Annotated in this window: 19 protein-coding genes and 1 pseudogene; 14 read left to right on the top strand and 6 right to left on the bottom strand. The window is 71.4% G+C overall.

The window, feature by feature from the left end:
- Complete coding sequence (locus ACFYZQ_RS30675) at window positions 1-1,308, bottom strand: ABC transporter substrate-binding protein (protein WP_389154670.1); 1,308 nt, start codon at window positions 1,306-1,308, stop codon at window positions 1-3.
- A gap of 117 nt (window positions 1,309-1,425) precedes the next feature.
- Here ACFYZQ_RS30675 and ACFYZQ_RS30670 point away from each other — a divergent pair, with 117 nt between their 5' ends.
- Window positions 1,426-1,926, top strand: a complete 501-nt coding sequence (locus ACFYZQ_RS30670; RefSeq protein ID WP_389154668.1) for a hypothetical protein — start codon at window positions 1,426-1,428, stop codon at window positions 1,924-1,926.
- Between the two features lie 60 nt (window positions 1,927-1,986).
- Window positions 1,987-2,871, top strand: a complete 885-nt coding sequence (gene purU / locus ACFYZQ_RS30665; RefSeq protein WP_389154666.1) for a formyltetrahydrofolate deformylase — start codon at window positions 1,987-1,989, stop codon at window positions 2,869-2,871.
- Between the two features lie 120 nt (window positions 2,872-2,991).
- Here purU and ACFYZQ_RS30660 read toward each other — a convergent pair whose 3' ends face one another.
- Both ACFYZQ_RS30660 and ACFYZQ_RS30655 read right to left on the bottom strand, forming a co-directional pair.
- Window positions 2,992-4,290 carry a zf-HC2 domain-containing protein gene (locus ACFYZQ_RS30660; RefSeq protein WP_389155230.1) on the bottom strand — a complete coding sequence of 433 codons (1,299 nt, stop codon included), beginning with the start codon at window positions 4,288-4,290 and terminating at the stop codon, window positions 2,992-2,994.
- Window positions 4,272-4,865 (bottom strand): RNA polymerase sigma factor, encoded by a 594-nt coding sequence (locus tag ACFYZQ_RS30655; RefSeq protein ID WP_389154664.1) that lies wholly within the window; start codon window positions 4,863-4,865, stop codon window positions 4,272-4,274. The genes ACFYZQ_RS30660 and ACFYZQ_RS30655 overlap by 19 nt, the downstream gene beginning before the upstream one ends.
- Window positions 4,866-5,213: 348 nt before the next feature.
- Between ACFYZQ_RS30655 and ACFYZQ_RS30650 the strand changes: the two genes are divergently transcribed.
- On the top strand, window positions 5,214-5,588 hold the full coding sequence (locus ACFYZQ_RS30650) for an STAS domain-containing protein (protein WP_389154662.1): 375 nt from the start codon (window positions 5,214-5,216) through the stop codon (window positions 5,586-5,588).
- Window positions 5,589-5,765: 177 nt separating this feature from the next.
- On the top strand, window positions 5,766-6,278 hold the full coding sequence (locus tag ACFYZQ_RS30645; RefSeq protein ID WP_389154659.1) for an EF-hand domain-containing protein: 513 nt from the start codon (window positions 5,766-5,768) through the stop codon (window positions 6,276-6,278).
- Here ACFYZQ_RS30645 and ACFYZQ_RS30640 read toward each other — a convergent pair.
- Window positions 6,257-7,777 carry a class I adenylate-forming enzyme family protein gene (locus ACFYZQ_RS30640; RefSeq protein WP_389155227.1) on the bottom strand — a complete coding sequence of 507 codons (1,521 nt, stop codon included), beginning with the start codon at window positions 7,775-7,777 and terminating at the stop codon, window positions 6,257-6,259. The two genes, ACFYZQ_RS30645 and ACFYZQ_RS30640, sit on opposite strands and share 22 nt — an antisense overlap.
- Before the next feature lie 156 nt (window positions 7,778-7,933).
- Between ACFYZQ_RS30640 and ACFYZQ_RS30635 the strand changes: the two genes are divergently transcribed.
- The 4 genes from ACFYZQ_RS30635 (at window position 7,934) to ACFYZQ_RS30620 (ending at window position 12,119) form a co-directional block, all read left to right on the top strand.
- Window positions 7,934-9,127 (top strand): amidohydrolase family protein, encoded by a 1,194-nt coding sequence (locus ACFYZQ_RS30635; RefSeq protein ID WP_389154657.1) that lies wholly within the window; start codon window positions 7,934-7,936, stop codon window positions 9,125-9,127.
- Window positions 9,128-9,133: 6 nt separating this feature from the next.
- Entirely contained in the window at window positions 9,134-10,267 is a 1,134-nt protein-coding gene (locus ACFYZQ_RS30630) for an acyl-CoA dehydrogenase (RefSeq protein WP_389154654.1), read from the top strand.
- 5 nt (window positions 10,268-10,272) lie between these two features.
- Window positions 10,273-11,145: an acyl-CoA dehydrogenase family protein gene (locus ACFYZQ_RS30625; protein ID WP_389154651.1), complete on the top strand. Its 873-nt coding sequence runs from the start codon at window positions 10,273-10,275 to the stop codon at window positions 11,143-11,145.
- A gap of 509 nt (window positions 11,146-11,654) precedes the next feature.
- Window positions 11,655-12,119: an ATP-binding protein gene (locus ACFYZQ_RS30620; RefSeq protein WP_389154649.1), complete on the top strand. Its 465-nt coding sequence runs from the start codon at window positions 11,655-11,657 to the stop codon at window positions 12,117-12,119.
- A 347-nt stretch (window positions 12,120-12,466) separates the two neighbouring features.
- Here ACFYZQ_RS30620 and ACFYZQ_RS30615 read toward each other — a convergent pair whose 3' ends face one another.
- A complete protein-coding gene (locus ACFYZQ_RS30615) occupies window positions 12,467-13,402 on the bottom strand; it encodes a cyclase family protein (protein ID WP_389154647.1) in 936 nt (311 codons plus the stop codon).
- Between the two features lie 85 nt (window positions 13,403-13,487).
- Here ACFYZQ_RS30615 and ACFYZQ_RS30610 point away from each other — a divergent pair, with 85 nt between their 5' ends.
- The 3 genes from ACFYZQ_RS30610 to ACFYZQ_RS30600 all read left to right on the top strand — a co-directional run bounded on the left by ACFYZQ_RS30610 (window position 13,488) and on the right by ACFYZQ_RS30600 (window position 16,715).
- Window positions 13,488-14,402 (top strand): SDR family oxidoreductase, encoded by a 915-nt coding sequence (locus ACFYZQ_RS30610; protein ID WP_389154644.1) that lies wholly within the window; start codon window positions 13,488-13,490, stop codon window positions 14,400-14,402.
- A 107-nt stretch (window positions 14,403-14,509) separates the two neighbouring features.
- Window positions 14,510-15,652, top strand: coding sequence for an acyl-CoA dehydrogenase family protein (locus ACFYZQ_RS30605; protein WP_389154641.1), 1,143 nt, complete (start codon window positions 14,510-14,512; stop codon window positions 15,650-15,652).
- 13 nt (window positions 15,653-15,665) lie between these two features.
- A complete protein-coding gene (locus tag ACFYZQ_RS30600) occupies window positions 15,666-16,715 on the top strand; it encodes a Zn-dependent alcohol dehydrogenase (RefSeq protein ID WP_389154638.1) in 1,050 nt (349 codons plus the stop codon).
- On the opposite strand, the gene ACFYZQ_RS30595 is transcribed toward ACFYZQ_RS30600, so the two are convergent.
- Entirely contained in the window at window positions 16,705-17,700 is a 996-nt protein-coding gene (locus ACFYZQ_RS30595) for a GlxA family transcriptional regulator (RefSeq protein ID WP_389154636.1), read from the bottom strand. The two genes, ACFYZQ_RS30600 and ACFYZQ_RS30595, sit on opposite strands and share 11 nt — an antisense overlap.
- Window positions 17,701-17,772: 72 nt before the next feature.
- Here ACFYZQ_RS30595 and ACFYZQ_RS30590 point away from each other — a divergent pair, with 72 nt between their 5' ends.
- From ACFYZQ_RS30590 to ACFYZQ_RS30580, 3 genes and pseudogenes are all read left to right on the top strand, one after another.
- Window positions 17,773-19,089 carry an MFS transporter gene (locus ACFYZQ_RS30590; protein ID WP_389154632.1) on the top strand — a complete coding sequence of 439 codons (1,317 nt, stop codon included), beginning with the start codon at window positions 17,773-17,775 and terminating at the stop codon, window positions 19,087-19,089.
- A 285-nt stretch (window positions 19,090-19,374) separates the two neighbouring features.
- Window positions 19,375-19,941, top strand: a complete 567-nt coding sequence (locus ACFYZQ_RS30585) for a DUF4240 domain-containing protein (RefSeq protein ID WP_389154629.1) — start codon at window positions 19,375-19,377, stop codon at window positions 19,939-19,941.
- A 189-nt stretch (window positions 19,942-20,130) separates the two neighbouring features.
- Window positions 20,131-20,353, top strand: a pseudogene (locus ACFYZQ_RS30580) (IS3 family transposase); the annotation flags it as partial.

Raw genomic sequence — 20,353 nt, 5'->3', positions numbered from 1 at the left:
TCAGCCGATGTCGGCCTTCTCCAGCGTGCTCGTCACGTTCACCACGTTCTTGGCGGCGGGGACCAGCCGGCCGTCCTTGACGACCTGGAGGGTCACGTCGGTGTTGACCAGCCGGGTGAGGCCGACGGCGGCGAGCGTGGAGTCGCGGGGCCACCGGAGGGTGGGGGTGAGGCCGCCCGTGCCGACCTGGAGGCCGTTGTCGAGGGTGCGCCGCACGGTGTCGGCGGTGACCTCGCCGGTGCCGATCCGCTCCAGGGCGGCCTTCAGGACGGTGTAGGCGATCCAGGTGGTCTGCACTCCGGCGTCCGCGGGGTCGATGCGGTTGTCGCCGAAGGCCTCCTCGTTGATCACCTTCTTCATGCGGTCCCAGCGCTGGTCGGAGGGCACCGGGTACCAGCCGGTGATGTACGCCCCCTCGTAGGGCCCCGACGCGCCGCCCGTCGCGTTGATCGTCGTCTGGTCGACGCTGCCCATGACGGTCGCCGTCCGCACCGCCGGGCGGTTCTCCCGGGTACGACGGAAGGAGTCCATGAAGGTGTCGTTGCGGTCCCCGAGCGCCGGCACCACGCAGCCCTGCTTCGACGGGTCGGCGGTCGCCGCGTCCAGGGCCCGGTCCGACATGGTGCCGTACTCGGTGGCGTCCTCGGCCGCGAGTAAGTCGTGCGCCTCCGTGTGGCCGCCGGCCTTCAGGCCCGCGTCGAGCACGGTCGGCAGTTCGTCACCGGCGATGCTGTCGGGCCGGACCAGGGCGACGGGGCCGCAGTTCCCGGCGAGCGCCTTGCCGAGACCGGCGAGCAGCGCGGGCTGACCGCCGTTGACCGGGTAGGAGTAGGCGCGGGTGAGCTCCTCGTTCGTCACGCCGTAGCCGCCGATGTAGGGGATGCCGGCGCCCTCCAGCGGGGCGAAGTAGGAGTCGCCGAACTGGCTGTAGGAGCCGACGACCGCCACCACGTCCTCGTCTGCCGCGCGCCGGGCGCACCGCGCGGCGTTCACGGGGTCGTTGTGGTCGTTGCAGGTCAGGACCTTCAGCTTGCGGCCGTCGATGCCGCCGCGGGAGTTGATCCAGCGGGCGTAGGCGCGGGCCATCGCGGGCATGCCCGGCTTGTTGGTGGCGTCGGTCCCGTCCGGCGCCCACGTCATCACCTTGATCGAGTCGTCCCCGGAGCCCCCCGTGGTCCCGGGGACGATCCCGCATCCGGCGGTGAGCGACGCACAGGCGGCCAGTGCGCCCGCGGACAGCGCGGTCGCCCTGACGGACCGAGGGAGGAAGCGGAAGAGGGTACTTCGGGTGCGTCGCCTACCGGTCATGTCCCCGCACGATTCCCTCACACGGCTAACCCGGAAGTGACCTCCGGTCAACGGATGGTGACGCACAGGTGAATTACGGGGGCCTGCGAGGCCTCTGGTGCGGGGAACGTACGATCGATGACTGTGCAAGGTTCGGAGAACTCTTCCCGTCGCGGCCGCCGCTCGTCCACCATGGGCGGTATGCCCTTGAACGACATGCCGTGGTGGCGCTGGCGCAGCAATGTGCGCTCGGCGCTGCACATGCTCTCCGATCCGGTGTTCCAGCGGGACGTCTGGCTGGCGGGTGTCGACGGGTACGGCGACGTCACCGACGCCGTGTACCGGCTGGTCGAGGACACCTGGCTGGACAACTGGTCGGCGGAGAAGTACGTCGGGACGATCTTCCGGGACTCGCAGGAGGCGGCGCTGGTCGACACGGCCGTGCTGCGGGTGCTGCGGATCATGCACCAGGTGGGGCCGGACGCACCGGTGTCCGCCTACCTCGACCACCACGGGTGGCCGGAGGCGGTGCGGGCGGCGCGGGACGCGCATGTCCGGATGGCGGCGAGCGACGGCGAGGAACCGGACACCCCGCCCCGGACCCTCGAGGTGCTGCGGATCATGACCAGGACCGCGTAGCCGGGTCCGGTGGGCGGACGGCCGCCCCGGGGAACCGGGCGGTATGGGAACCTGTGGGGCATGAACGAGCAGTCCAACCGAGCCGCGGCGGCCCCCGCCGACCAGTACGTCCTCACCCTCTCCTGCCCGGACAAGCAGGGCATCGTGCACGCCGTGTCGAGCTACCTGTTCATGACCGGCTGCAACATCGAGGACAGCCAGCAGTTCGGTGACCACGACACGGGACTGTTCTTCATGCGGGTGCACTTCTCGGCGGAGGCCCCGGTCTCGGTGGACAAGCTGCGGGCCAGCTTCGCGGCGATCGGCGACTCATTCCACATGGACTGGCAGATCAACCGGGCCGACGAGAGGATGCGCATCGTCCTCATGGTCAGCAAGTTCGGGCACTGCCTGAACGATTTGCTCTTCCGGGCGCGGATCGGTGCGCTGCCGGTGGACATCGCGGCGGTGGTGTCCAACCACACCGAGTTCCAGGAGCTGGTGGGGTCCTACAACATCCCCTTCCACCACATTCCGGTGACGAGGGACACCAAGCCGCAGGCCGAGGCGCGGCTGCTGGAGCTCGTGCGGGAGGAGAACGTCGAGCTGGTGGTGCTCGCCCGCTACATGCAGGTCCTCTCCGACGACCTGTGCAAGGAGCTCAGCGGGCGGATCATCAACATCCACCACTCCTTCCTGCCGAGCTTCAAGGGCGCGAAGCCGTACCACCAGGCGCACGCGCGGGGAGTGAAGCTGATCGGGGCGACCGCGCACTACGTCACCGCGGACCTCGACGAGGGCCCGATCATCGAGCAGGAGGTCGAGCGGGTCGGCCACGACGTGACACCGGACCAACTCGTGGCCATCGGGCGGGACGTGGAGTGCCAGGCGCTGGCGCGGGCGGTCAAGTGGCATGCGGAGCGGCGGATTCTGCTGAACGGGCGGCGCACAGTGGTGTTCGCCTGACAGCTCGGGGTGTTCCGTGGTGGGGCGAGCCGGGGTTCGGCGTGGTTCCTCGCGCCCACGCGGCGGTAGCCGCATATAGACGCAGCCCCGCGCCCCTGGGGTGGTCCGGCGCGCCGGTTCCTACATACGGCTCATCGACGCCGCCGCGAACAGAACCTCCCTGATGGCCTCGCGGTCGCCCACCTGACCCGCCGCCGCCTCCGCTGGAGGCACATGGCCCGCTGCCAGGCGGCAGAACTCCACCCCGTCCAGCGCGACGTGGGCCACCTCGTGGTCGGCCGATGCCGGCGCGGTGGGGGAGTCCAGCGGGATCAGCCACTCGCCGCCCCCCGAGCCCTCGATCTCCAGGCGCAGGGTGCGGCCCGGTGTGCCGACCGGGTGCAGGTGCCGGGTGGGGCCGGGGGAGGCCGACCCCGAGCTGCGGCGGGCCGCCAGCACGAGGGGCAGCATACGGGCCGCCAGGTCGATCATGCCGTGCAGATGGCCCGGCGCGGGCGGCAGGTATGGGTAGTCGACGGCCTCCGCGATGTCCTCCGCGTGCACCCAGCACTCGAAGGCCCGGTCCAGCATCGAGTCGGCCAGCGGCAGCGTGAAGTCGCCGTAGGGGACGGCGCGTTCGGCGGTGCCGGTCCCGGTGAAGGAGACCGTCCGCACCAGGTGGTGGCTCTGCTCGCGCCACGGCGTCCGCACGCCCCGGGTGGGCGGGAACCGCGAGGCCCGCCAGAAGGCCTCCGTGCGGGCGGCGGGCCCGACCGCCTTCCCGGCGTCCGTCCCGGCGAGCGTGTCGGTCAGCGGGTCGTCCAGGCCCAGCGCCACCGCCACCAGCCCGTCGACGGTCAGCAGATGCGCGATGACGCCGGCGACGGTGGTCCGGCGGCTGGTCGCCTCGTCACCCGCGAACCACCGCAGCCGTACCGGCGCATGCCACTCCGCGTCCCCGAAGTCCTGCAGCAGCGCGTCCAGTCGCGCGGTCTCGGCGTCGTACGGAGCCGCCCACTCCGGCACCGGGATGCGCGGCGGGCGCCGGTCGAGGCAGCTGCGCAGGACGCGGGCGCGCAGCCCGGGATCCAGGTCGAGGCTCTCGGGCTGGTGCAGCAGCCCCACCGCCTCGCGCAGCCGCAGCGCCTCCTCCGCGCACGCGCCGCACTCACCCAGGTGTGCCTCGACGGCCGCTGTCTCGCCGGCCGAGCAGGCGGCCAGCGCCCACGCGCCGAGCAGCGACTTCAGGACGTCGTGCGGCAGGTCAGGCGGGGCGGGCACGAGGTCCCGCGGATCGGGCAGCGGCACCCCGCTGTCCTCGACGGGGGCACGGGGCAGCGGTATGCGGGGCGGGGGTTCCGGGTCCGGTCCCGGTGCGTCGCCGCCGCCGGCGCCCGTGCCGTCGTACTGCTCGAAGCCCGTCACACCGCGCCCCCGTATCCCGGCGGCGCCCCGGGCGCCGCCGTGTCGTGTGCGGTGGACAGCAGTTGCAGGCCCAGGCGGAGCCGGCGGCGGGCCTCGTCCTCGGTGACGCCGAGGTCGGCGGCGGCCTGCCGGTAGTCGCGGCGCTGGACGTAGGCCAGGTCCAGGGCGGCGCGCAGCGGGGCGGGCATGGAGTGGACGATGTAGTCGGCGCGGGCGGCGACCGAGGCGCGGCGCACCTTGCTTTCCAGTTCCTCGGTGCGGTCCTCCGCGGAGTCGTCCCGGCCCTGGGTGAGGGCGGCGGTCTCGGTGGCCCGTAGCCGCTGCACGGCGAGCCGGTGGGTCAGGGCGAAGACCCAGGAGCGGAGGGGGCCCTGCCGGGGGTCATAGGCGTCGGGGTGTTCCCAGACGTGGGTGAAGACCTCGCGGGTGACGCGGTCGGCGGCGCGTTCGTCGCCGAGGACGCGGTGGGCGAGGCCGTGCACGAGTGAGGCGAACCGGTCGTAGAGCTCGCCGAGCGCGGCCGCCTCACCGCGTGCGAGCCGCTGCTGCATCCTGCGGTCCCAGCGGGGTGGTGCGTCCTTCCTGGCCATCCGGCTCCCTCCCTCCCCGTCTCCAGCCTCGATCCGCGGTGTCCTCGAATGTAGTCGGCATGCCGGACGGCGCACGCCCCTTTGTGTCAATGTGCGCTCCCCGACGGCCCGCGAGTGGTAAGGGGCCTTCGCTGTATCTCCTTCACTTCGACCGGGTAACACGAAACGACCATCTCCGATCGAACAGGATTGAAGGTGACCGAAACAAGCCCTTTGGCGATCGGGTGCCGTTTGACGTGAGGGGTTTCCGGGAACGGCCGCTGGGCAGCCGCGCGGAAAGAAGCGTAGGGACTGATTCCGTTTCCAGGCAGATCCGGGCGGTTCCGGGAGATCCGGTGAGCGGAGGGCATGGCCGTGGCATTCAAGGTGACCGGCGTCGAACGGGGCCAGTGGTCCGTGCTCGGGGTGTCGGGCGAACTCGACCTGATGACCTCCCCGGTGCTGCGCCAGCGCGTGCACGACGCGGTGGCCGAGGGGCACCACAGCCTCGTCCTCGACCTGTCGGACGTCTTCTTCTGCGACTCCAGCGGCGTCGGCGTGCTGATCGCGGCACGCCGCCTGATCCGCTCCTGTCAGGGACGGCTGCGGCTGATCCTCCCGGCCCAGGGCGCGGTCGACGGCTCACACGTCAACCGGGTCCTCGGTGCGCTCGGCGTACGACGCCTGTTCGACGTCTACCCGGACGTCGCGGCGGCGGTGGACGACGAGCCCCTCTCGGCCTGAGCACGGTTCGCACGTCCGGGCCGGGCATTGCTACGACTTATCGTGACTGTGCCACATTGTTGTCCCGAAATTACCCCAGTCCTGGCGCAGGCTTCGCTTTCGTGTGCTCCGACCCCCCACGGCGTCGTACGCTCCCTGCCGGACGTACCCCCACGTGAGTAAGGCGGCTCGAAACACATGGTCAGCACCGAGTACGAGCGCAGGATCGCCGCCCGGTTCGCCACCTTCGACCAGGACGGCAGCGGATACATCGACGGGCTGGACTTCAGCGGCGCGGCCAAGGCGCTGCTCGCCGAGTTCGGTGTGGCGGCCCGCTCCGGCAAGGGGCAGGCCCTGTACGCCGGCGCCGAGGCGTTCTGGCAGGGCATGGCCGGGATCGCGGACCGGGACGGCGACCAGCGCATCACACGTGAGGAGTTCGTCACCGGGGCGGTCAAGCGGCTGCGCGACAACCCGGAGCGGTTCGCGGAGATCGCCCGGCCCTTCCTGCACGCCGCCCTGGACGTGGCGGACACCGACGGGGACGGCGCGGCCACCGTCACGGACACCGCGCGCGTGCTGCGGGCCTTCGGCGTCCCGGAGGACGTCGCCCAGGCGGTGGCCGGCGGACTCGACACCGACGGCGACGGCAAGGTGGGCGAGGCGGAGATCGTCCCGGCCTTCGCCCGCTACTTCACCGTCCCCGAATAACGCTCGCGCAGTTTGTACTTGAGCACCTTCCGCAGGGTGTCGCCCCGCGGAAGGGCGTCCACCACCTCGAGCTGCTCCGGCAGCTTGTGCACCGACAACCCTTCCGCGCGCAGGTACGAGGTGACGGCGGCCAGCGTCAGCTCCCCCGCCCCCGCCTCCCGCTCCACGACGGCGCACACCCGCTCCCCGCGCTCGGCGTCCGGCAGCCCGATCACGGCCACGTCGCCCACCGCCGGATGCCGGTGCAGCAGGTCCTCGATCTCCTTCGCCGAGATGTTCTCGCCCTTGCGGATGATCACGTCCTTGCGGCGCCCGGTGAGGACCAGGTGACCGGTTTCAGTCAGATGTCCGAGGTCGCCGGTGCGCAGGAAGCCCTCCTCGTCGAAGGCCTCCGCGGTCTGCGCCGGATCCAGGTAGCCCTGGCAGACGGCCTCCCCGCGCAGCCGCACCTCCCCGTCGGCGATCCGTATCTCCATCTCCGCCGGAGGCCGCCCCTCGGTCGTCGCCAGGTTCTCGGCGGTGTCGTCCGGCGAGCCCATCGTGATCATCGGCACCTCGGTCATCCCGTAACCGTGGGTGAGCTGCACGCCCATCTCACGGGTCACGGCGTGGTAGAGGTCCGGCGGCTTGGGCGCCCCGCCGCCCGCGAGGAGCCGTAGCGTGGGGATCACCTTCGTCCCCGGCTGCTTGCGCTGCTCGGCCAAGAACATGGAGTAGAACGCCGTCGAGCCGCCGGCCACCGTCACCCCGTGCCTGCGGTAGCCCTCCAGCGCGTCCGGCAGCGCGAACTGCTCAAACATCACCGCCGGGAAGCCGTACAGCAGCAGCATCACCGTGTAGTCGGGTCCGGCGATGTGCGCGTACGGGAAGGCCATCGAGCCCACGTCGTCCGCCGTGAGGTGCAGGGCGTGCGCCAGGCACGACCCGCCGGCGATCAGCGAACGGTCGGTGTGCAGCACGCCCTTGGGGTCGGAGGTGGTCCCCGAGGTCCAGTAGATCCAGCGTACGGAGGTGCCCTCGGCGGGCGGGGCGGGAAGCACCGCCGGATCGCCGTCGGGCAGGTCGTCGTACGCCTCGAAGACCCCCTTCGCGCCGAGCCGACGCGCCATCCCGGTGTGGTCGTACCCCCGCCAGGTCCCCGGTACCGCGAAGAACTCCGCCCTGGACTCCCGCAGCGCGAAGGCGACCTCACGGTCCCGGTAGAAGGGGATGACCGGTGACTGCACGGCCCCGAGCCGGGCCAGGGCGAAGGACAGCAGGGCCGTCTCGATCCGGGTGGGAAGCTGCCAGGCGACCACCGTGCCGGGGCGTACGCCCATGCCGTACAGGCCCGCCGCGACCCGCTCGGCGCCCTCGCGCAGCCCGCCGAAGGTCAGGGTGCGGTGGTCCGGCCCGTCGTCCTGGAGCAGGACCGGCCGGTCGGGGGTGAGGTCGGCGCGGCGGGCGACCAGCTCCCAGAGGGTGCGGGAGGAGCCGAGGGCGTGGGCGGTGTCGTTCACGGTGTGTACCCCCATCAACTGACGATCTGTCAGATTCAGCCAGAGCGTAGGGCGGTGCGCCTTGTCGGTCCAGGGGTGCGGGGCTAGCCTGCTGGACCGATGGACGATCTGACGAAGCATCAGATTCATCGGACGATCAGCCAGGCGGAGGGGACCATGACCGAACTGCCCCGCATCATCAGCGTCGACGACCACGTGATCGAGCCCGCACACCTCTTCGAGACCTGGCTGCCGGCGAAGTACCGGGACCGCGGCCCCAAGCCGCTCACCGCCGGGATCGGTGAACTCGCCTACGTCGGAGGCAAGTACCAGATCACGATGGACCCCGACGGCACGCCCACCGACTGGTGGATCTACGAGGATCTGAAGTTCCCGTACAAGCGCAACATCGCCGCCGTCGGCTTCGACCGGGACGACATGACCCTGGAGGGCATCACCCGCGAGGAGATGCGGCGCGGCTGCTGGGACCCCAAGGCCCGGCTGGAGGACATGGACCTCAACCACGTCGAGGGCAGCCTCTGCTTCCCGACCTTCCCGCGGTTCTGCGGGCAGACCTTCGCCGAGGCGCACGACAAGGAGGTCGCCCTGGCCTGCGTGCGCGCCTACAACGACTGGATGGTGGAGGAGTGGTGCGGGGACAGCGGCGGGCGGCTGATCCCGCTGTGCCTCATCCCGCTGTGGGACGTGCAACTCGCCGTCGAGGAGATCCGGCGCAACGCCGAGCGCGGCGTCCGGGCGGTCACCTTCTCCGAGATCCCCACCCACCTGGGCCTGCCCTCGATCCACTCCGGCTACTGGGACCCGTTCTTCGCGGCCTGCCAGGAGACCGGGACGGTCGTCAACATGCACATCGGCAGCAGCTCGCAGATGCCCGCCGCCTCCCCGGACGCTCCCCCGGCCGTGCAGGCGTCGCTGTCCTTCAACAACGCCATGGCCTCGATGATGGACTTCCTCTTCAGCGGCGTCCTGGTGAAGTTCCCGCAGCTCAGACTCGCCTACTCCGAAGGTCAGATGGGCTGGATCCCTTACGCCCTGGAGCGCGCCGACGACGTCTGGGAGGAGCACCGGGCCTGGGGCGGAGTCCGCGACCTGATCCCCGAACCGCCGTCGACGTACTACTACCGGCAGATCTTCTGCTGCTTCTTCCGCGACAAGCACGGGGTCGCGTCGCTGGACGTCGTCGGCCGGGACAACGCCACCTTCGAGACCGACTACCCGCACGTCGACTCGACCTTCCCGCACACCAAGGAGGTCGCCCTCGACCACGTGAAGGGCCTCGACGACGAGACGGTCTACAAGCTCATGCGGGGCAACGCGATCCGCATGCTCTCCCTGGACCTCGACGGGTAACCGCCCATGGACCTGACGTACACGCCCGAGGAGGAGGAGTTCCGGGCCCGGCTGCGGGAATGGCTGGGCAAGGTGCTGCCCACCCTCCCGCCGGGGCCCTCCCCGGACGACTGGCCGGCCCGCCGCGCCCACGACCTCGGCTGGCAGCGGATGCTGTACGACGCCGGGTACGCCCACGTCCACTGGGACGCCTCGCCGACCACGCGGTTGATCTTCCTGGAGGAGACGGAGAAGGCGGGCGCCCCCTACGTCGGCGCCAACTTCGTGGGACTGCTGCACGCGGGACCGACGATCGCCGCCGAGGGGACGGCCGGGCAGCGCGAGCGCTGGCTGCCGCCGATCCTGCGGGGCGAGGAGGTGTGGTGCCAGGGGTTCAGCGAGCCGGAGGCCGGCTCCGACCTGGCGGCGCTGCGCACGCGCGCGTGGCGGGACGGCGACGACTACGTGGTGAGCGGATCCAAGATCTGGACCTCGCACGCCGAAGTCGCCGACTGGTGCGAGCTGCTGGTGCGCACGGACCCGGCGGCGCCCAAGCACAAGGGCATCACCTGGCTCGCGATGCCCATGGACGCCCCCGGGGTCACCGTACGGCCGCTGCGGACGCTCGCGGGGTCGGCGGAGTTCGCCGAGGTGTTCCTCGACGAGGTGCGGGTGCCGGTCGCCAACCGGGTCGGGGCGGAGAACGACGGCTGGCGGGTCACGATGGTGACGCTGTCCTTCGAGCGGGGCACGGCGTTCGTCGGCGAGGTCATCGCCTGCCGCCGGGTCCTCGGTGAACTGGCCCGCGAGGCGAGAGGCAACGGCCGCTGGGACGACCCGCTGGTGCGGCGGCGGCTGGGCAGGCTGAACGCCGAGTTCCGCGCGCTGTGGCGGCTGACGCAGTGGAACGTCAGCGAGGCGGAGTCGAGCGGCGGCGTCCCCGGGGCCGGGGGGTCGGTCTTCAAACTGAGGTACTCGCACGCGCGTCAGGAGCTGTACGACACCGCGGCCGACGTCCTCGGCCCGGACTGCCTCGACCTCGACCGGCCCTGGGTGCTGGACCGGCTCTCCTCCCTGTCGTACACCATCGCGGCCGGGACCTCGCAGATCCAGCGGACCATCGTGGGCGAGCGGATCCTCGGCCTGCCGAAGGGGCGGTGAGCCCTATGCGGTTCCAACTGACCGACGACCAGCGCGCCTTGCGGGACGGGGTACGGCAGCTGCTGGCCCGGCGCTTCGACGCTCAGGCCCTGCGGGCGGCGGTCGCCGCACCGGGCCTCGACCGGGCGCTGTGGCGGGAGCTGGGGGAGGCCGGGTTCTTCGCGCTGCGGCTGCCGGAGGCGGACGGCGGGGCCGGAGCGGGCCTGCCCGAGGCGGTGCTCGCCTTCGAGGAGGCCGGGCGGGCGCTGCTGCCCGGCCCGTTGGTGGCCACCCATCTGGCGGCCGGGACCGTACCGGGGGCGGCCACCGGGGAGGCGGTGGTGACCGCCGTGGACGGTGGCCTGGTGGAGTGGCCGGCCGAGTCCGACATCGTGCTCGGGGACGCTTCCGGGGCCGTACCCCTGCGGTCGGTGGACCCGCTGACGCCCCTGCACCGTGTTCCCGAGGGCGCCGGGTCCCGTGCGCCGGATCCCGTCGCCGTACTCCTCACGGCCGCCGAACAACTGGGCACGGCCGCGCGCGTGTGCGAGCTGGCGGTGCAACACGCCCGGGCGCGAGAGCAGTTCGGGCAGCCGGTAGGGGCCTTCCAGGCGATCAAACACCTGTGCGCCCAGATGCTGGTCCGGGCCGAAACCGCCCAGGCCGCCGTCTACGCGGCGGCGATCACCGCCGACCCCGTGGACATCGCGGCGGCCCGGCTGCTCGCCGACGAGGCGGCCGTGCGCGGCACCCGCGACTGCCTCCAGGTGCACGGCGGCATGGGCTTCACCTGGGAGGCAGAGGTCCACCTCCATCTGAAGCGAACGTGGGTACGAGCACAACGTGGCGGCGGTACTACGGAGAGTGAGGAGCTTCTGGCCGCCGATCTCCTCGCCTGAGGCGTCCGTACGGCGCCTGTGCTGGGAGGGTGGCATACCGCCGACCGGGAGATGTCGCGGATCGTGGCGGAGCGTGATCACGGAGCGTTGGCGGCGGGCTGTGCCCCATCCGCGACTCGTCACCCCTCGGAGTCGGTGAGCGCTCCGGTACCTTGTGTGAGATGCGAGTGGCCCAGAGCTCGAACCGTGCCGGCGAGGCCCGTAAGGCGGCCTCGCAACCGGCTTGTTCGACTATCCGGGATGACCGTCGCACAGTATGCCGTACACGTACTCCTTCGCGCTGGAATATGCCCGAAGCGCTTGTTGAGGTGACTGTACGTCAACCATGCTGTCTTCCAAGGGAATCACGTTCCGTGACCCCTGCTCTGGCCGTTGTTCTGGCCATGCAGAAAATGGCTACGATCGTGGCCCCCGTCGTGCTGCTCGCCGCGACCCCTGTCGTGGCGTTCGGGTGGCGTCGGGTCATGTGTCCGCCGGTTCGGATGGTGTGAGCGGTGCAGGTGCTTCAAGTGCAGCTGGAGATCCGACCCGACCCCGCGGAGGTGGGGCGGGCCAGGAGGTGGGCGCGCTCGCGGCTCGCCAGAGCCGGTATGGCGGACGACGAGTCGCTCGCCGAGACCCTGGTGCTGCTCGTCTCCGAGCTGGTCACCAACGCCGTGGTGCACACCGGGACGCCGGCCGTGCTGCGGCTCTCGCTGCCCGGCGCGGAGGCGCAGCAGGCCACCGTGCGCCTGGAGGTGGCCGACTCCAGCACCCGCGCCCCCGTGCCCCGGTGTGCGGACGACGACGCCACCGGCGGCCGGGGCCTGGCCCTCGTCGACGGCCTCGCCGACCGCTGGGGCTGGACCGCGGAGGCTACGGGCAAGCGCATCTGGTGCGAGCTCGACCGCTGCGGGCGGCCCGCGGAGGGCGCGGCGGTGGCGTACCGGGGCGGACCCGTCACTTACGAAGGGTTCGCGTTCGAGGCGGTGTAGCCCAACGAGGCGGTGTGGCCCAACGAGGCGGTGTGGCTCGACGCGGCGGTGTAGCCCGGCGCACGGGTGCAGGCGCATTCGTCGGGGCCTCGCATCCCTCGGGTGGTGCGCCGGGTGTGCATCCGTGCGCGTCCGCCGCGAACGGGACGTAGGTGACAAATCCCCGTTCGGGTGTTGACGGCGCGTGACCCCGTGATCACGCTTGTGCTCATCGATTCGCCGCGAGGGGACGGCGAGGGCCCGGGGTGGCTGGGCCCTCGGCGAGTGTGGGTCGGAGCCGGGTGGCGGCGTGCGGGACCTCGCTCGAGAAGGGTGCCGGTGCGCCGCCGGCCGGACTCCCGCCCGGCTCAGAGCACGGCAACCGGTGCCACGGGGGTGCCGGTCGCGCCGACGAACGGCTCGGGCATCGCCGACAGCAGGAACGTGTACCGGCCCTCTTCTCCACAGGTTGTGGACAACTCTTCGAGATTCCAGTTCTGGCCCTGCAGCATCCCCATCTCCACCAGATCGAGGGCGTGCACGGGCAGCCACAGGTCCGCTATCTCCGGCGGAAAGATCTCGAAGGTCAGGGTGTCGTTCGCGACCGCGGCGACATCGCGCGCGTGGAACCACTCCGGCGTGCGCACCGAAAGTCCCGGCGACGGATAGCCGTACCCGTGCTTGTCACCCGCCAGGTACACCTGCACCTGACCGGTCCGCACGAGCACGATGTCGCCCGCGCGCACCCGGACCCCGGCGAACTCCTCAGCCGCCTCCAGGTCCTCCGGCGTGACCGCGTGCCCGCCCTCCAGACGGTCCACGCCACGCGCCCGCGCCACGTCCAGCAGGACACCCCGCGAGACGATGTGCCGCGCCTTGTCGATACCGCTGAACTCGGCGCCGCCGTGCGCCGTGACCGTGCCGGCGGGACGGCCGTTGTAGAGCCTCCCCGAGTGCGACACGTGGGTCAGCGCGTCCCAATGGGTCCCCGCCTGCAGCCCCATCGTCACGGCGTCGTCGCTGCAGGCCACCGTCCCCGGGCCGAACAGCTCCTGGTTTATCTGCACCATCGCGTGCAGTGGATTCACCCGACCCGGGATCATCCCGGTCTGCACGCCGTCCTCCTTCAGCGGCAGCGCCAGGGGAACCCGGCGCCCCGTGCGGACGGTGGCCGCCGCCTCGCGCACCACCTCGTCGGTGATCAGGTTCAGGGTGCCGATCTCGTCGTCGGCCCCCCAGCGCCCCCAGTTGTTCACGCGCTTGGCGATGTCGTGGAACTCGGGATGGAGTGCGGCCAGTGACATCTCGGTCCTCCCCGGGGCTTGTCTCCGCGCGTCCGACGCGCCATAAAATCTAACGGTCCGTCAGAAACCGCGGGAAGGGGCCGGCGTGGGGAACTTCTTGGCAGGCAAGGCCGTCGCCGTCACCGGCGCCGGCCGGGGCATCGGCCGGGCGGTCGCGCTCGCGGCGGCGGCCGAGGGCGCGAAGGTCGTCGTCAACGACTACGGCGTCTCCACCGACGGCACCTCACCCAGCAGCGAGGTCGCCGACGCCGTGGTCAAGGAGATCGAGGCGGCCGGCGGCGAGGCCGTCGCGGTCGCCGACGACATCTCCACCATGGCGGGCGGGCAACGGGTCGTCGACACCGCCCTGTCGGCGTACGGGCACCTCGACGGCGTGGTCTGCGTCGCCGGGATCCTGCGCGAGCGGATGCTGTTCAACATGACCGAGGAGGAGTGGGACCCGGTCGTCGCCACCCACCTCAAGGGAACGTTCACCGTCTTCCGGGCGGCCTCCGCGGTCATGCGGAAACAGAGGTCCGGCACGCTCATCGGCTTCACCAGCGGCAACCACCAGGGCTCCGTCTCACAGGCCAACTACAGCGCCGCCAAGGGCGGCATCATCTCGCTCGTGCGCAGCGCGGCCCTCGGGCTGCACAAGTACGGGGTGACCGCCAACGCGGTCGCGCCGGTCGCGCGTACCCGGATGTCCGCGGGCGTGCCGACGGAGCTGAAGGAGATCGGGGAACCGGAGGACGTCGCGGCGCTGGTCGTGTACCTGCTGTCGGACCGGGCGCGGGAGCAGCGGATCACCGGGCAGGTGTACACGATCGCGGGACCGAAGCTGGCGGTTTGGGCCCAGCCGCGTGAGCTGCGCTCGGCTTACCGGGAGGGGTCCTGGACGCCGGAGGCGCTTGCCGCTTTCCTGCCCGGGTCGGTGGGCGTCGATCCGATGCCGATGCTCGCCCAGCTGGAGGCGATGGAAAGGGCTGCGCGGGATGGGGCTCGGCCGAACGCCCAATAGCTCGTGGCTGCTTCTGGTCGGGCGGCTGCGGGTTCGTCGTGGTTGTTCGCGCAGTTCCCCGCGCCCCTGGCCCTGCTGGACTTGACCGGCACCTCAAGGAGGCCCCCGTGGACTTTGCATTCACTGCCGAGGACGAGGTGTTCCGTGCTGAGGCCCGGGCGTGGCTCGGTGGGCACGCCGGGGACACCCACGACCGCCGGACCTGGGAACGTACCCTCGGTGCCGCCGGCTGGATAGGGCTCGGGTGGGCCGAGTCCGGGTACGGCAACCGGACCGCGACGCTCACTCAGCAGGTCGCCTGGGCCGAGGAGTACGCGCGGTCGGCGGCGCCTTCGCGGTCCGGGCACATCGGGGAGAACCTGCTCGCGCCCACGCTCATCGCGCACGGCAGTGACGAGCAGAAGGCACGTTTCCTGCCGCCCGTCGCGGCCGGGGAGGAGCTGTGGTGCCAGGGGTACAGCGAGCCGGGTGCCGGGTCCGATCTGGCCGGGGTGCGGACCTCGGCGGTGCGGGAGGGGGCGCACTACCGGATCACCGGGCAGAAGATCTGGACCTCCCTCGCGCACGAGGCCGACTGGTGCTTCGTGCTCGCCCGCACCGACCCCGCCTCGCGTCGCCACCAGGGCTTGAGTTTCCTGCTCGTGCCCATGGACCAGCCGGGCCGGATCGAGGTCCGCCCGATCCGGCAGCTGACCGGCACGAGCGACTTCAACGAGGTCTTCTTCGACGGTGCGCGCGCACGCGTGGAGCACGTCGTGGGCGGCGAGGGCAACGGCTGGCGGGTGGCGATGAGCCTGCTCGGTTTCGAGCGGGGGGTGTCGACGCTCGCCCAGCAGATCGGCTTCGCCGAGGAGCTGGGGCGGGTGGTGCGGGCGGCCCTCGACACCGGTGCCGCCGGCGATCCCGTCCTGCGCGACCGGCTGGTCCGGCAGTGGGCCGAGTTGCGGGTGATGCGCTGGAACGCCCTGCGCACACTGGGCGGTTCCGGCGGTCCCGGTGCCCCCAGCGCGGCCAAGCTGCTGTGGGCGGGCTGGCACCAGCGGCTCGGGGAGCTGGCGATGGCGGTGCGCGGGGCGGCGGCGAGCGCGGGCCCGGCCGACTGGTCGCCGTCGGCGCCGTACGAACTGGACGCGTTCCAGCACCTGTTCCTGTTCTCCCGGGCCGACACCATCTACGGCGGCTCGGACCAGGTGCAGCGCACGATCATCGCCGAGCGGGTGCTCGGTCTGCCGAGGGAACCGAAGGGCTGAGGGGGCACGAGCGATGCGCGGTGTGGTGTTCGACGGCGTACAGGCACAGGTCGTGGACGATCTGGCCGTACGCGACCCGGGGCCCGGCGAGGTGCAGGTGGCCGTTTCGGCGGCGGGGCTGTGCCACAGCGACCTGTCAGTGCTGGAGGGGACCATCCCCTTTCCCGTACCCCTGGTCATGGGGCACGAGGGGGCCGGGGTGGTGGAGGCGGTCGGCGAGGGCGTCACGCACGTCTCGCCCGGCGACCACGTGGCCCTGTCCACGCTGGCCAACTGCGGCACCTGCGCGGCGTGCGACCAGGGTCGGCCGACGATGTGCCGGCAGGCGATCGGCCGGCCGGGGCGGCCGTTCCTCAGGGGCGCCGACGCGCTGTACCAGTTCGCCGCCAACTCCGCCTTCGCCGAACGCACGGTCGTGAAGGCCGTGCAGGCGGTCCGGATCCCCAAGGACATCCCGCTGCCGTCCGCCGCGCTCATCGGCTGCGCGGTGCTGACCGGGGTGGGGGCGGTGCTCAACCGGGCCCGGGTGGAACACGGTGACACCGTCGTGGTGATCGGCACCGGTGGGATCGGCCTGAACGTCCTGCAGGGCGCGCGGCTCGCGGGTGCCCTGCGGATCGTGGCGGTCGACGCCAACCCGGAGAAGGAGGCGGTGGCCCGGCGGTTCGGCGCGACCGACTTCCTGACCTCGACGGACGGGGTGCGGGACCTGCTGCCCACCGGCGCCGACCACACCTTCGAATGCGTCGGCCGCATCGAGCTGATCCGCCGGGCCATCGACCTTCTCGACCGGGAGGGCCAGGCGATCCTGCTGGGCGTTCCCCCGGCCGGCGCGGAGGCGTCCTTCCTGGTCTCCTCGATGTACCTGGACAAGGCGATCCTGGGCTGCCGCTACGGCTCCTCGCGCCCCCAGCACGACATCGCCCTCTACGCCGAGCTGTACCGCCAGGGCCGCCTTCTCCTCGACGAACTGGTGACCGCGACCTACCCGGTGGAGGACTTCGAGAAGGCGTGCGACGACGCGCGCGGGGGGCGGGTGGCGCGGGCCGTGCTCACGTTCTGACCGCGGTCTGGAACGTCCGCCGGTACGCCGTCGGTGTCACCCCCAGTGCCGCCTGGAGGTGCTGCCGCATCGACTGGGCCGTGCCGAACCCGGCGTCCCGGGCCACCTGGTCGATGGACAGGTCCGTGGACTCCAGCAGGTGCCGCGCCCGCTCCACGCGCTGCTGGGCCAGCCACTGGCCCGGGCTGATGCCGACCTCCTCGCGGAAGCGGCGGGTGAAGGTCCGTACGGACATGGACTCCTGCGCGGCCATGTCCCGCAACTGGATGGGCTCGTGCAGCCGGCCCAGTGCCCAGGCGCGGGCGCCGGTGGTGGTGGCCTGCTGCGGGTCGGGCACCGGCCGCTCGATGTACTGCGCCTGGCCGCCGTGGCGGTGCGGCGGGACGACCGTACGCCGGGCCACGTCGTTGGCGACGGCCGTGCCGTGGTCGCGGCGCACCATGTGCAGGCACAGGTCGATGCCGGCGGCGACGCCGGCGGAGGTGAGGAGGTCGCCGTCGTCGATGAACAGCACGTCCGCGTCGACCTTGATCCGCGGGAAGAGACGCTGGAAGTGGTCGGCGTCGGCCCAGTGGGTGGTGGCCGGGCGGCCGTCGAGGAGGCCCGCGGCGGCCAGGACGTAGACGCCGGTGCAGATGGAGGCCATCCGTGTGCCGGGGCGGATGAGGGCGAGCGCGGCGGCCAGTTCCTCGGTCAGCACGCCCTCCTCGAAGACCGGGCCCAGTTCGTACGAGGCCGGGACGATCACCGTGTCGGCGGTGGCGAGCGCCTCGGGGCCGTGCGCGACGTGGATGGCGAAGTCGGCGTCGGTCTCGACCGGGCCCGGCGGCCGGACCGAGCAGGTCAGGACCTCGTACAGGTGCCGCCCGGCGGCGTCCTTGGGGCGGCCGAAGATGCGGTGCGGGATGCCCAGCTCGAAGGGCAGCAGGCCGTCCAGCGCGAGGACGACGACGCGGTGCGGGCGGAAGCCGGTGGCCGTTTCCATGGCCCGATCCTAGCGAATGCTGTCCTTCGGGCCACTCGATGGACGCGGGTTTCCGGGCGGATGCTCTATGTCGTGACCCAGACAACCGAGGCCGTGGCCACCGCAGAGGAATCCCCGTCCGTCAACCGGCGCAAGATCCACCGGGCATGGTTCGTCGCCGCCGTCACCTTCGTGACGATCATCGGCGCGGCGGCCTTCCGCTCGCTGCCCGGACTGCTCATCGACCCCCTCAACCAGGAGTTCGGCTGGTCGCGCGGCACCATCGGCGCGGCCGTCTCCATCAACCTGGCGCTGTACGGGCTCACCGCGCCGTTCGCCGCCGCGCTGATGGACCGCTTCGGCATCCGCCGGGTGGTGGCCGTCGCGCTGACCGTGATCGCGCTCGGCTCGGGCCTGACCGTGTGGATGACGGCGGCCTGGCAACTGCTGCTGTGCTGGGGCCTGCTGGTCGGTCTCGGCTCCGGCTCCATGGCGCTGGCCTTCGCCGCGACCGTTACCAACCGCTGGTTCACCGAGCGCCGCGGCCTGGTCAGCGGCATCCTCACCGCGGCCTCCGCCTCCGGTCAGCTGATCTTCCTGCCGTTGCTGTCCTGGATCATCGAGACCCACCACTGGCGCCCGGCCGCCGTCACGGTCGCGCTCGCCGCCCTCACGGTCGTGCCGTTCGTCTGGCTGCTGCTGCGCGACCACCCGGCCGACGTGGGCGAGAAGCCGTACGGCGCGAAGGAGTTCGTCCCCAAGCCGGCCCCGGTCACCGGCGCCGCCCGCCGCACCCTCACGGTCCTGGCATCCGCGATCCGCACGGGCCCCTTCTGGCTGCTCGCCGGCACCTTCGCGATCTGCGGCGCCTCCACCAACGGCCTGATCCAGACCCACTTCGTGCCCGCCGCCCACGACCACGGCATGCCGATCACGGCGGCGGCCTCGCTGCTCGCGGTCATCGGCGTGTTCGACGTGGTCGGCACGGTCGCCTCCGGCTGGTTCACCGACCGCTTCGAACCGCGCCGCCTGCTCGCCGTGTACTACGCGCTGCGGGGCATCTCGCTGCTCTTCCTGCCGATGCTGCTCGCACCGAGCGTGCACCCGCCGATGATCTTCTTCATCGTCTTCTACGGTCTCGACTGGGTCGCCACCGTCCCGCCCACCCTCGCCCTGTGCCGCGAACAGTACGGCGACGACAGTGCCATCGTCTTCGGCTGGGTCCTCGCCTCCCACCAGGTCGGGGCCGCCCTCGTCGCCTACCTCGGCGGCGTCGCCCGCGACGTCTTCGGCTCCTACGACATGGTCTGGTACGCCTCCGGCACTCTCTGCGCGGCGGCGGCCCTGATGGCCCTGGTGATCCGACGGCGGCCGGCTGTCCGGACCGGAGAAGCCTTGGCCGTGGGCTAGGGGGTGTCTTGTGAATCATCCCGGGGTCGCGGGGTCTGGCACGCGCATCTGCGGCGTTGTCGTCGGTTGCCAACTCCCCCACTCTCGACTTCGCTCGAGCGGGGGGACCCCCATCGCGTTGTCGCCCTCCTCCGCCTTGCAGCTGCACGCACCAGACCCCGCACGGGCCGGCTGGAAAGCGACGTCGGTCCATCCGGGCTGATGCACAAGACACCCCTAACTTGAGTTTTAACCTCCGCGCCCGTACGGAGGAGGCTGTCGTAGCTCCCTGGCAGACTGCCCGCCATGGATACCGAAGCGTTCTGGCGTGCTCTCGAGGCCGCTAAGGACAGTGACAAGCCGCTCGACGTGGCCGTCGTCGACCATCTGTCGGCCGTGCCCGCGGAAGAGATCCTCGCCTTCGAGTACCGCTTCTCCCGTCTGCGCGATGCGGTCTACCGCTGGGACGTATGGGCGGCCGCCTACCTCATTGGCGGGGGCTGCTCCGATGACCGGTTCAGCGACTTCACGGCGGGTCTGGTGGCGCTCGGACGTGAGTGGTACGAACGGGCAGCTGCCTGCCCTGACGCACTCGCCGAGCATCCTGCCGTGCGTATCGCGGCCGCCGCCGGGGACCAGGACGTCATCTTCGATGAAGACTTCAACTTCGCTGCATCCAGGGCATATGAGCGACTGATCGGTGACTCGGACGCCTTTTGGGAGACCTGGGAGGCCTACACCGACGCTCGTGCCACGACCGAAGAGGAGGACGGCAAAGGCATGGGCGAGTCGTTCGACTTTGGAGATGCCCAGCAGATGCGCCGGCGTCTGCCGCGGCTGGCTGCGCTCCATCTCGGTTCTGGACCAGGCTGACTGACACGGGGGCCCGCAGGTTCCGGAACCCCCGTATGACGGGCGCCGTATCGGCCGGTGTCTCACAACCCAGGCGACGGCCGATCACGGCACGACGAGCCGCCGCTCATCAGGAACTACGCGCCCACAACGAACACCATGAACCGTTCCGGGTTCGGTAGGGACTCGATCGTTTGAGAGGATCGAGTTATGGCACGTCCTTCCCACTACCCGCTTGAGCTGCGCCGTCGTGCGGTGCGCATGGTCGCCGAGGTGCGGCCGGAGTACGACACCGAATGGGCGGCGATGAAAGCGGTCGCCCAGAAGCTGGGCATCGGCACGACCGAGACGCTGCGCAAGTGGGTGCGGCAGGACCAGATCGACGCCGGGACCCGACCGGGCACGACGAGCGAGGAGTCGGCCGAGCTGAAGC

This window comes from Streptomyces sp. NPDC001843, from assembly GCF_042891955.1.
In the GTDB taxonomy this organism is placed as follows: Bacteria; Actinomycetota; Actinomycetes; order Streptomycetales; family Streptomycetaceae; genus Streptomyces.
The sequence above is the reverse complement of the archived record's forward strand: the minus strand, read 5'-3'. Positions and strand labels throughout refer to the sequence as shown.

Coding starts and splice junctions, on each gene's coding strand:
- ACFYZQ_RS30675 (WP_389154670.1), bottom strand. CDS start 1,308: ATGACCGGTAGGCGACGCACCCGAAGTACCCTCTTCCGCTTCCTCCCT.
- ACFYZQ_RS30635 (WP_389154657.1), top strand. CDS start 7,934: ATGACCGAACTGCCCCGCATCATCAGCGTCGACGACCACGTGATCGAG.
- ACFYZQ_RS30670 (WP_389154668.1), top strand. CDS start 1,426: ATGACTGTGCAAGGTTCGGAGAACTCTTCCCGTCGCGGCCGCCGCTCG.
- ACFYZQ_RS30615 (WP_389154647.1), bottom strand. CDS start 13,402: ATGTCACTGGCCGCACTCCATCCCGAGTTCCACGACATCGCCAAGCGC.
- ACFYZQ_RS30595 (WP_389154636.1), bottom strand. CDS start 17,700: ATGGAAACGGCCACCGGCTTCCGCCCGCACCGCGTCGTCGTCCTCGCG.
- ACFYZQ_RS30650 (WP_389154662.1), top strand. CDS start 5,214: ATGGCCGTGGCATTCAAGGTGACCGGCGTCGAACGGGGCCAGTGGTCC.
- ACFYZQ_RS30630 (WP_389154654.1), top strand. CDS start 9,134: ATGGACCTGACGTACACGCCCGAGGAGGAGGAGTTCCGGGCCCGGCTG.
- purU (WP_389154666.1), top strand. CDS start 1,987: ATGAACGAGCAGTCCAACCGAGCCGCGGCGGCCCCCGCCGACCAGTAC.
- ACFYZQ_RS30645 (WP_389154659.1), top strand. CDS start 5,766: ATGGTCAGCACCGAGTACGAGCGCAGGATCGCCGCCCGGTTCGCCACC.
- ACFYZQ_RS30655 (WP_389154664.1), bottom strand. CDS start 4,865: ATGGCCAGGAAGGACGCACCACCCCGCTGGGACCGCAGGATGCAGCAG.
- ACFYZQ_RS30585 (WP_389154629.1), top strand. CDS start 19,375: ATGGATACCGAAGCGTTCTGGCGTGCTCTCGAGGCCGCTAAGGACAGT.
- ACFYZQ_RS30625 (WP_389154651.1), top strand. CDS start 10,273: ATGCGGTTCCAACTGACCGACGACCAGCGCGCCTTGCGGGACGGGGTA.
- ACFYZQ_RS30600 (WP_389154638.1), top strand. CDS start 15,666: ATGCGCGGTGTGGTGTTCGACGGCGTACAGGCACAGGTCGTGGACGAT.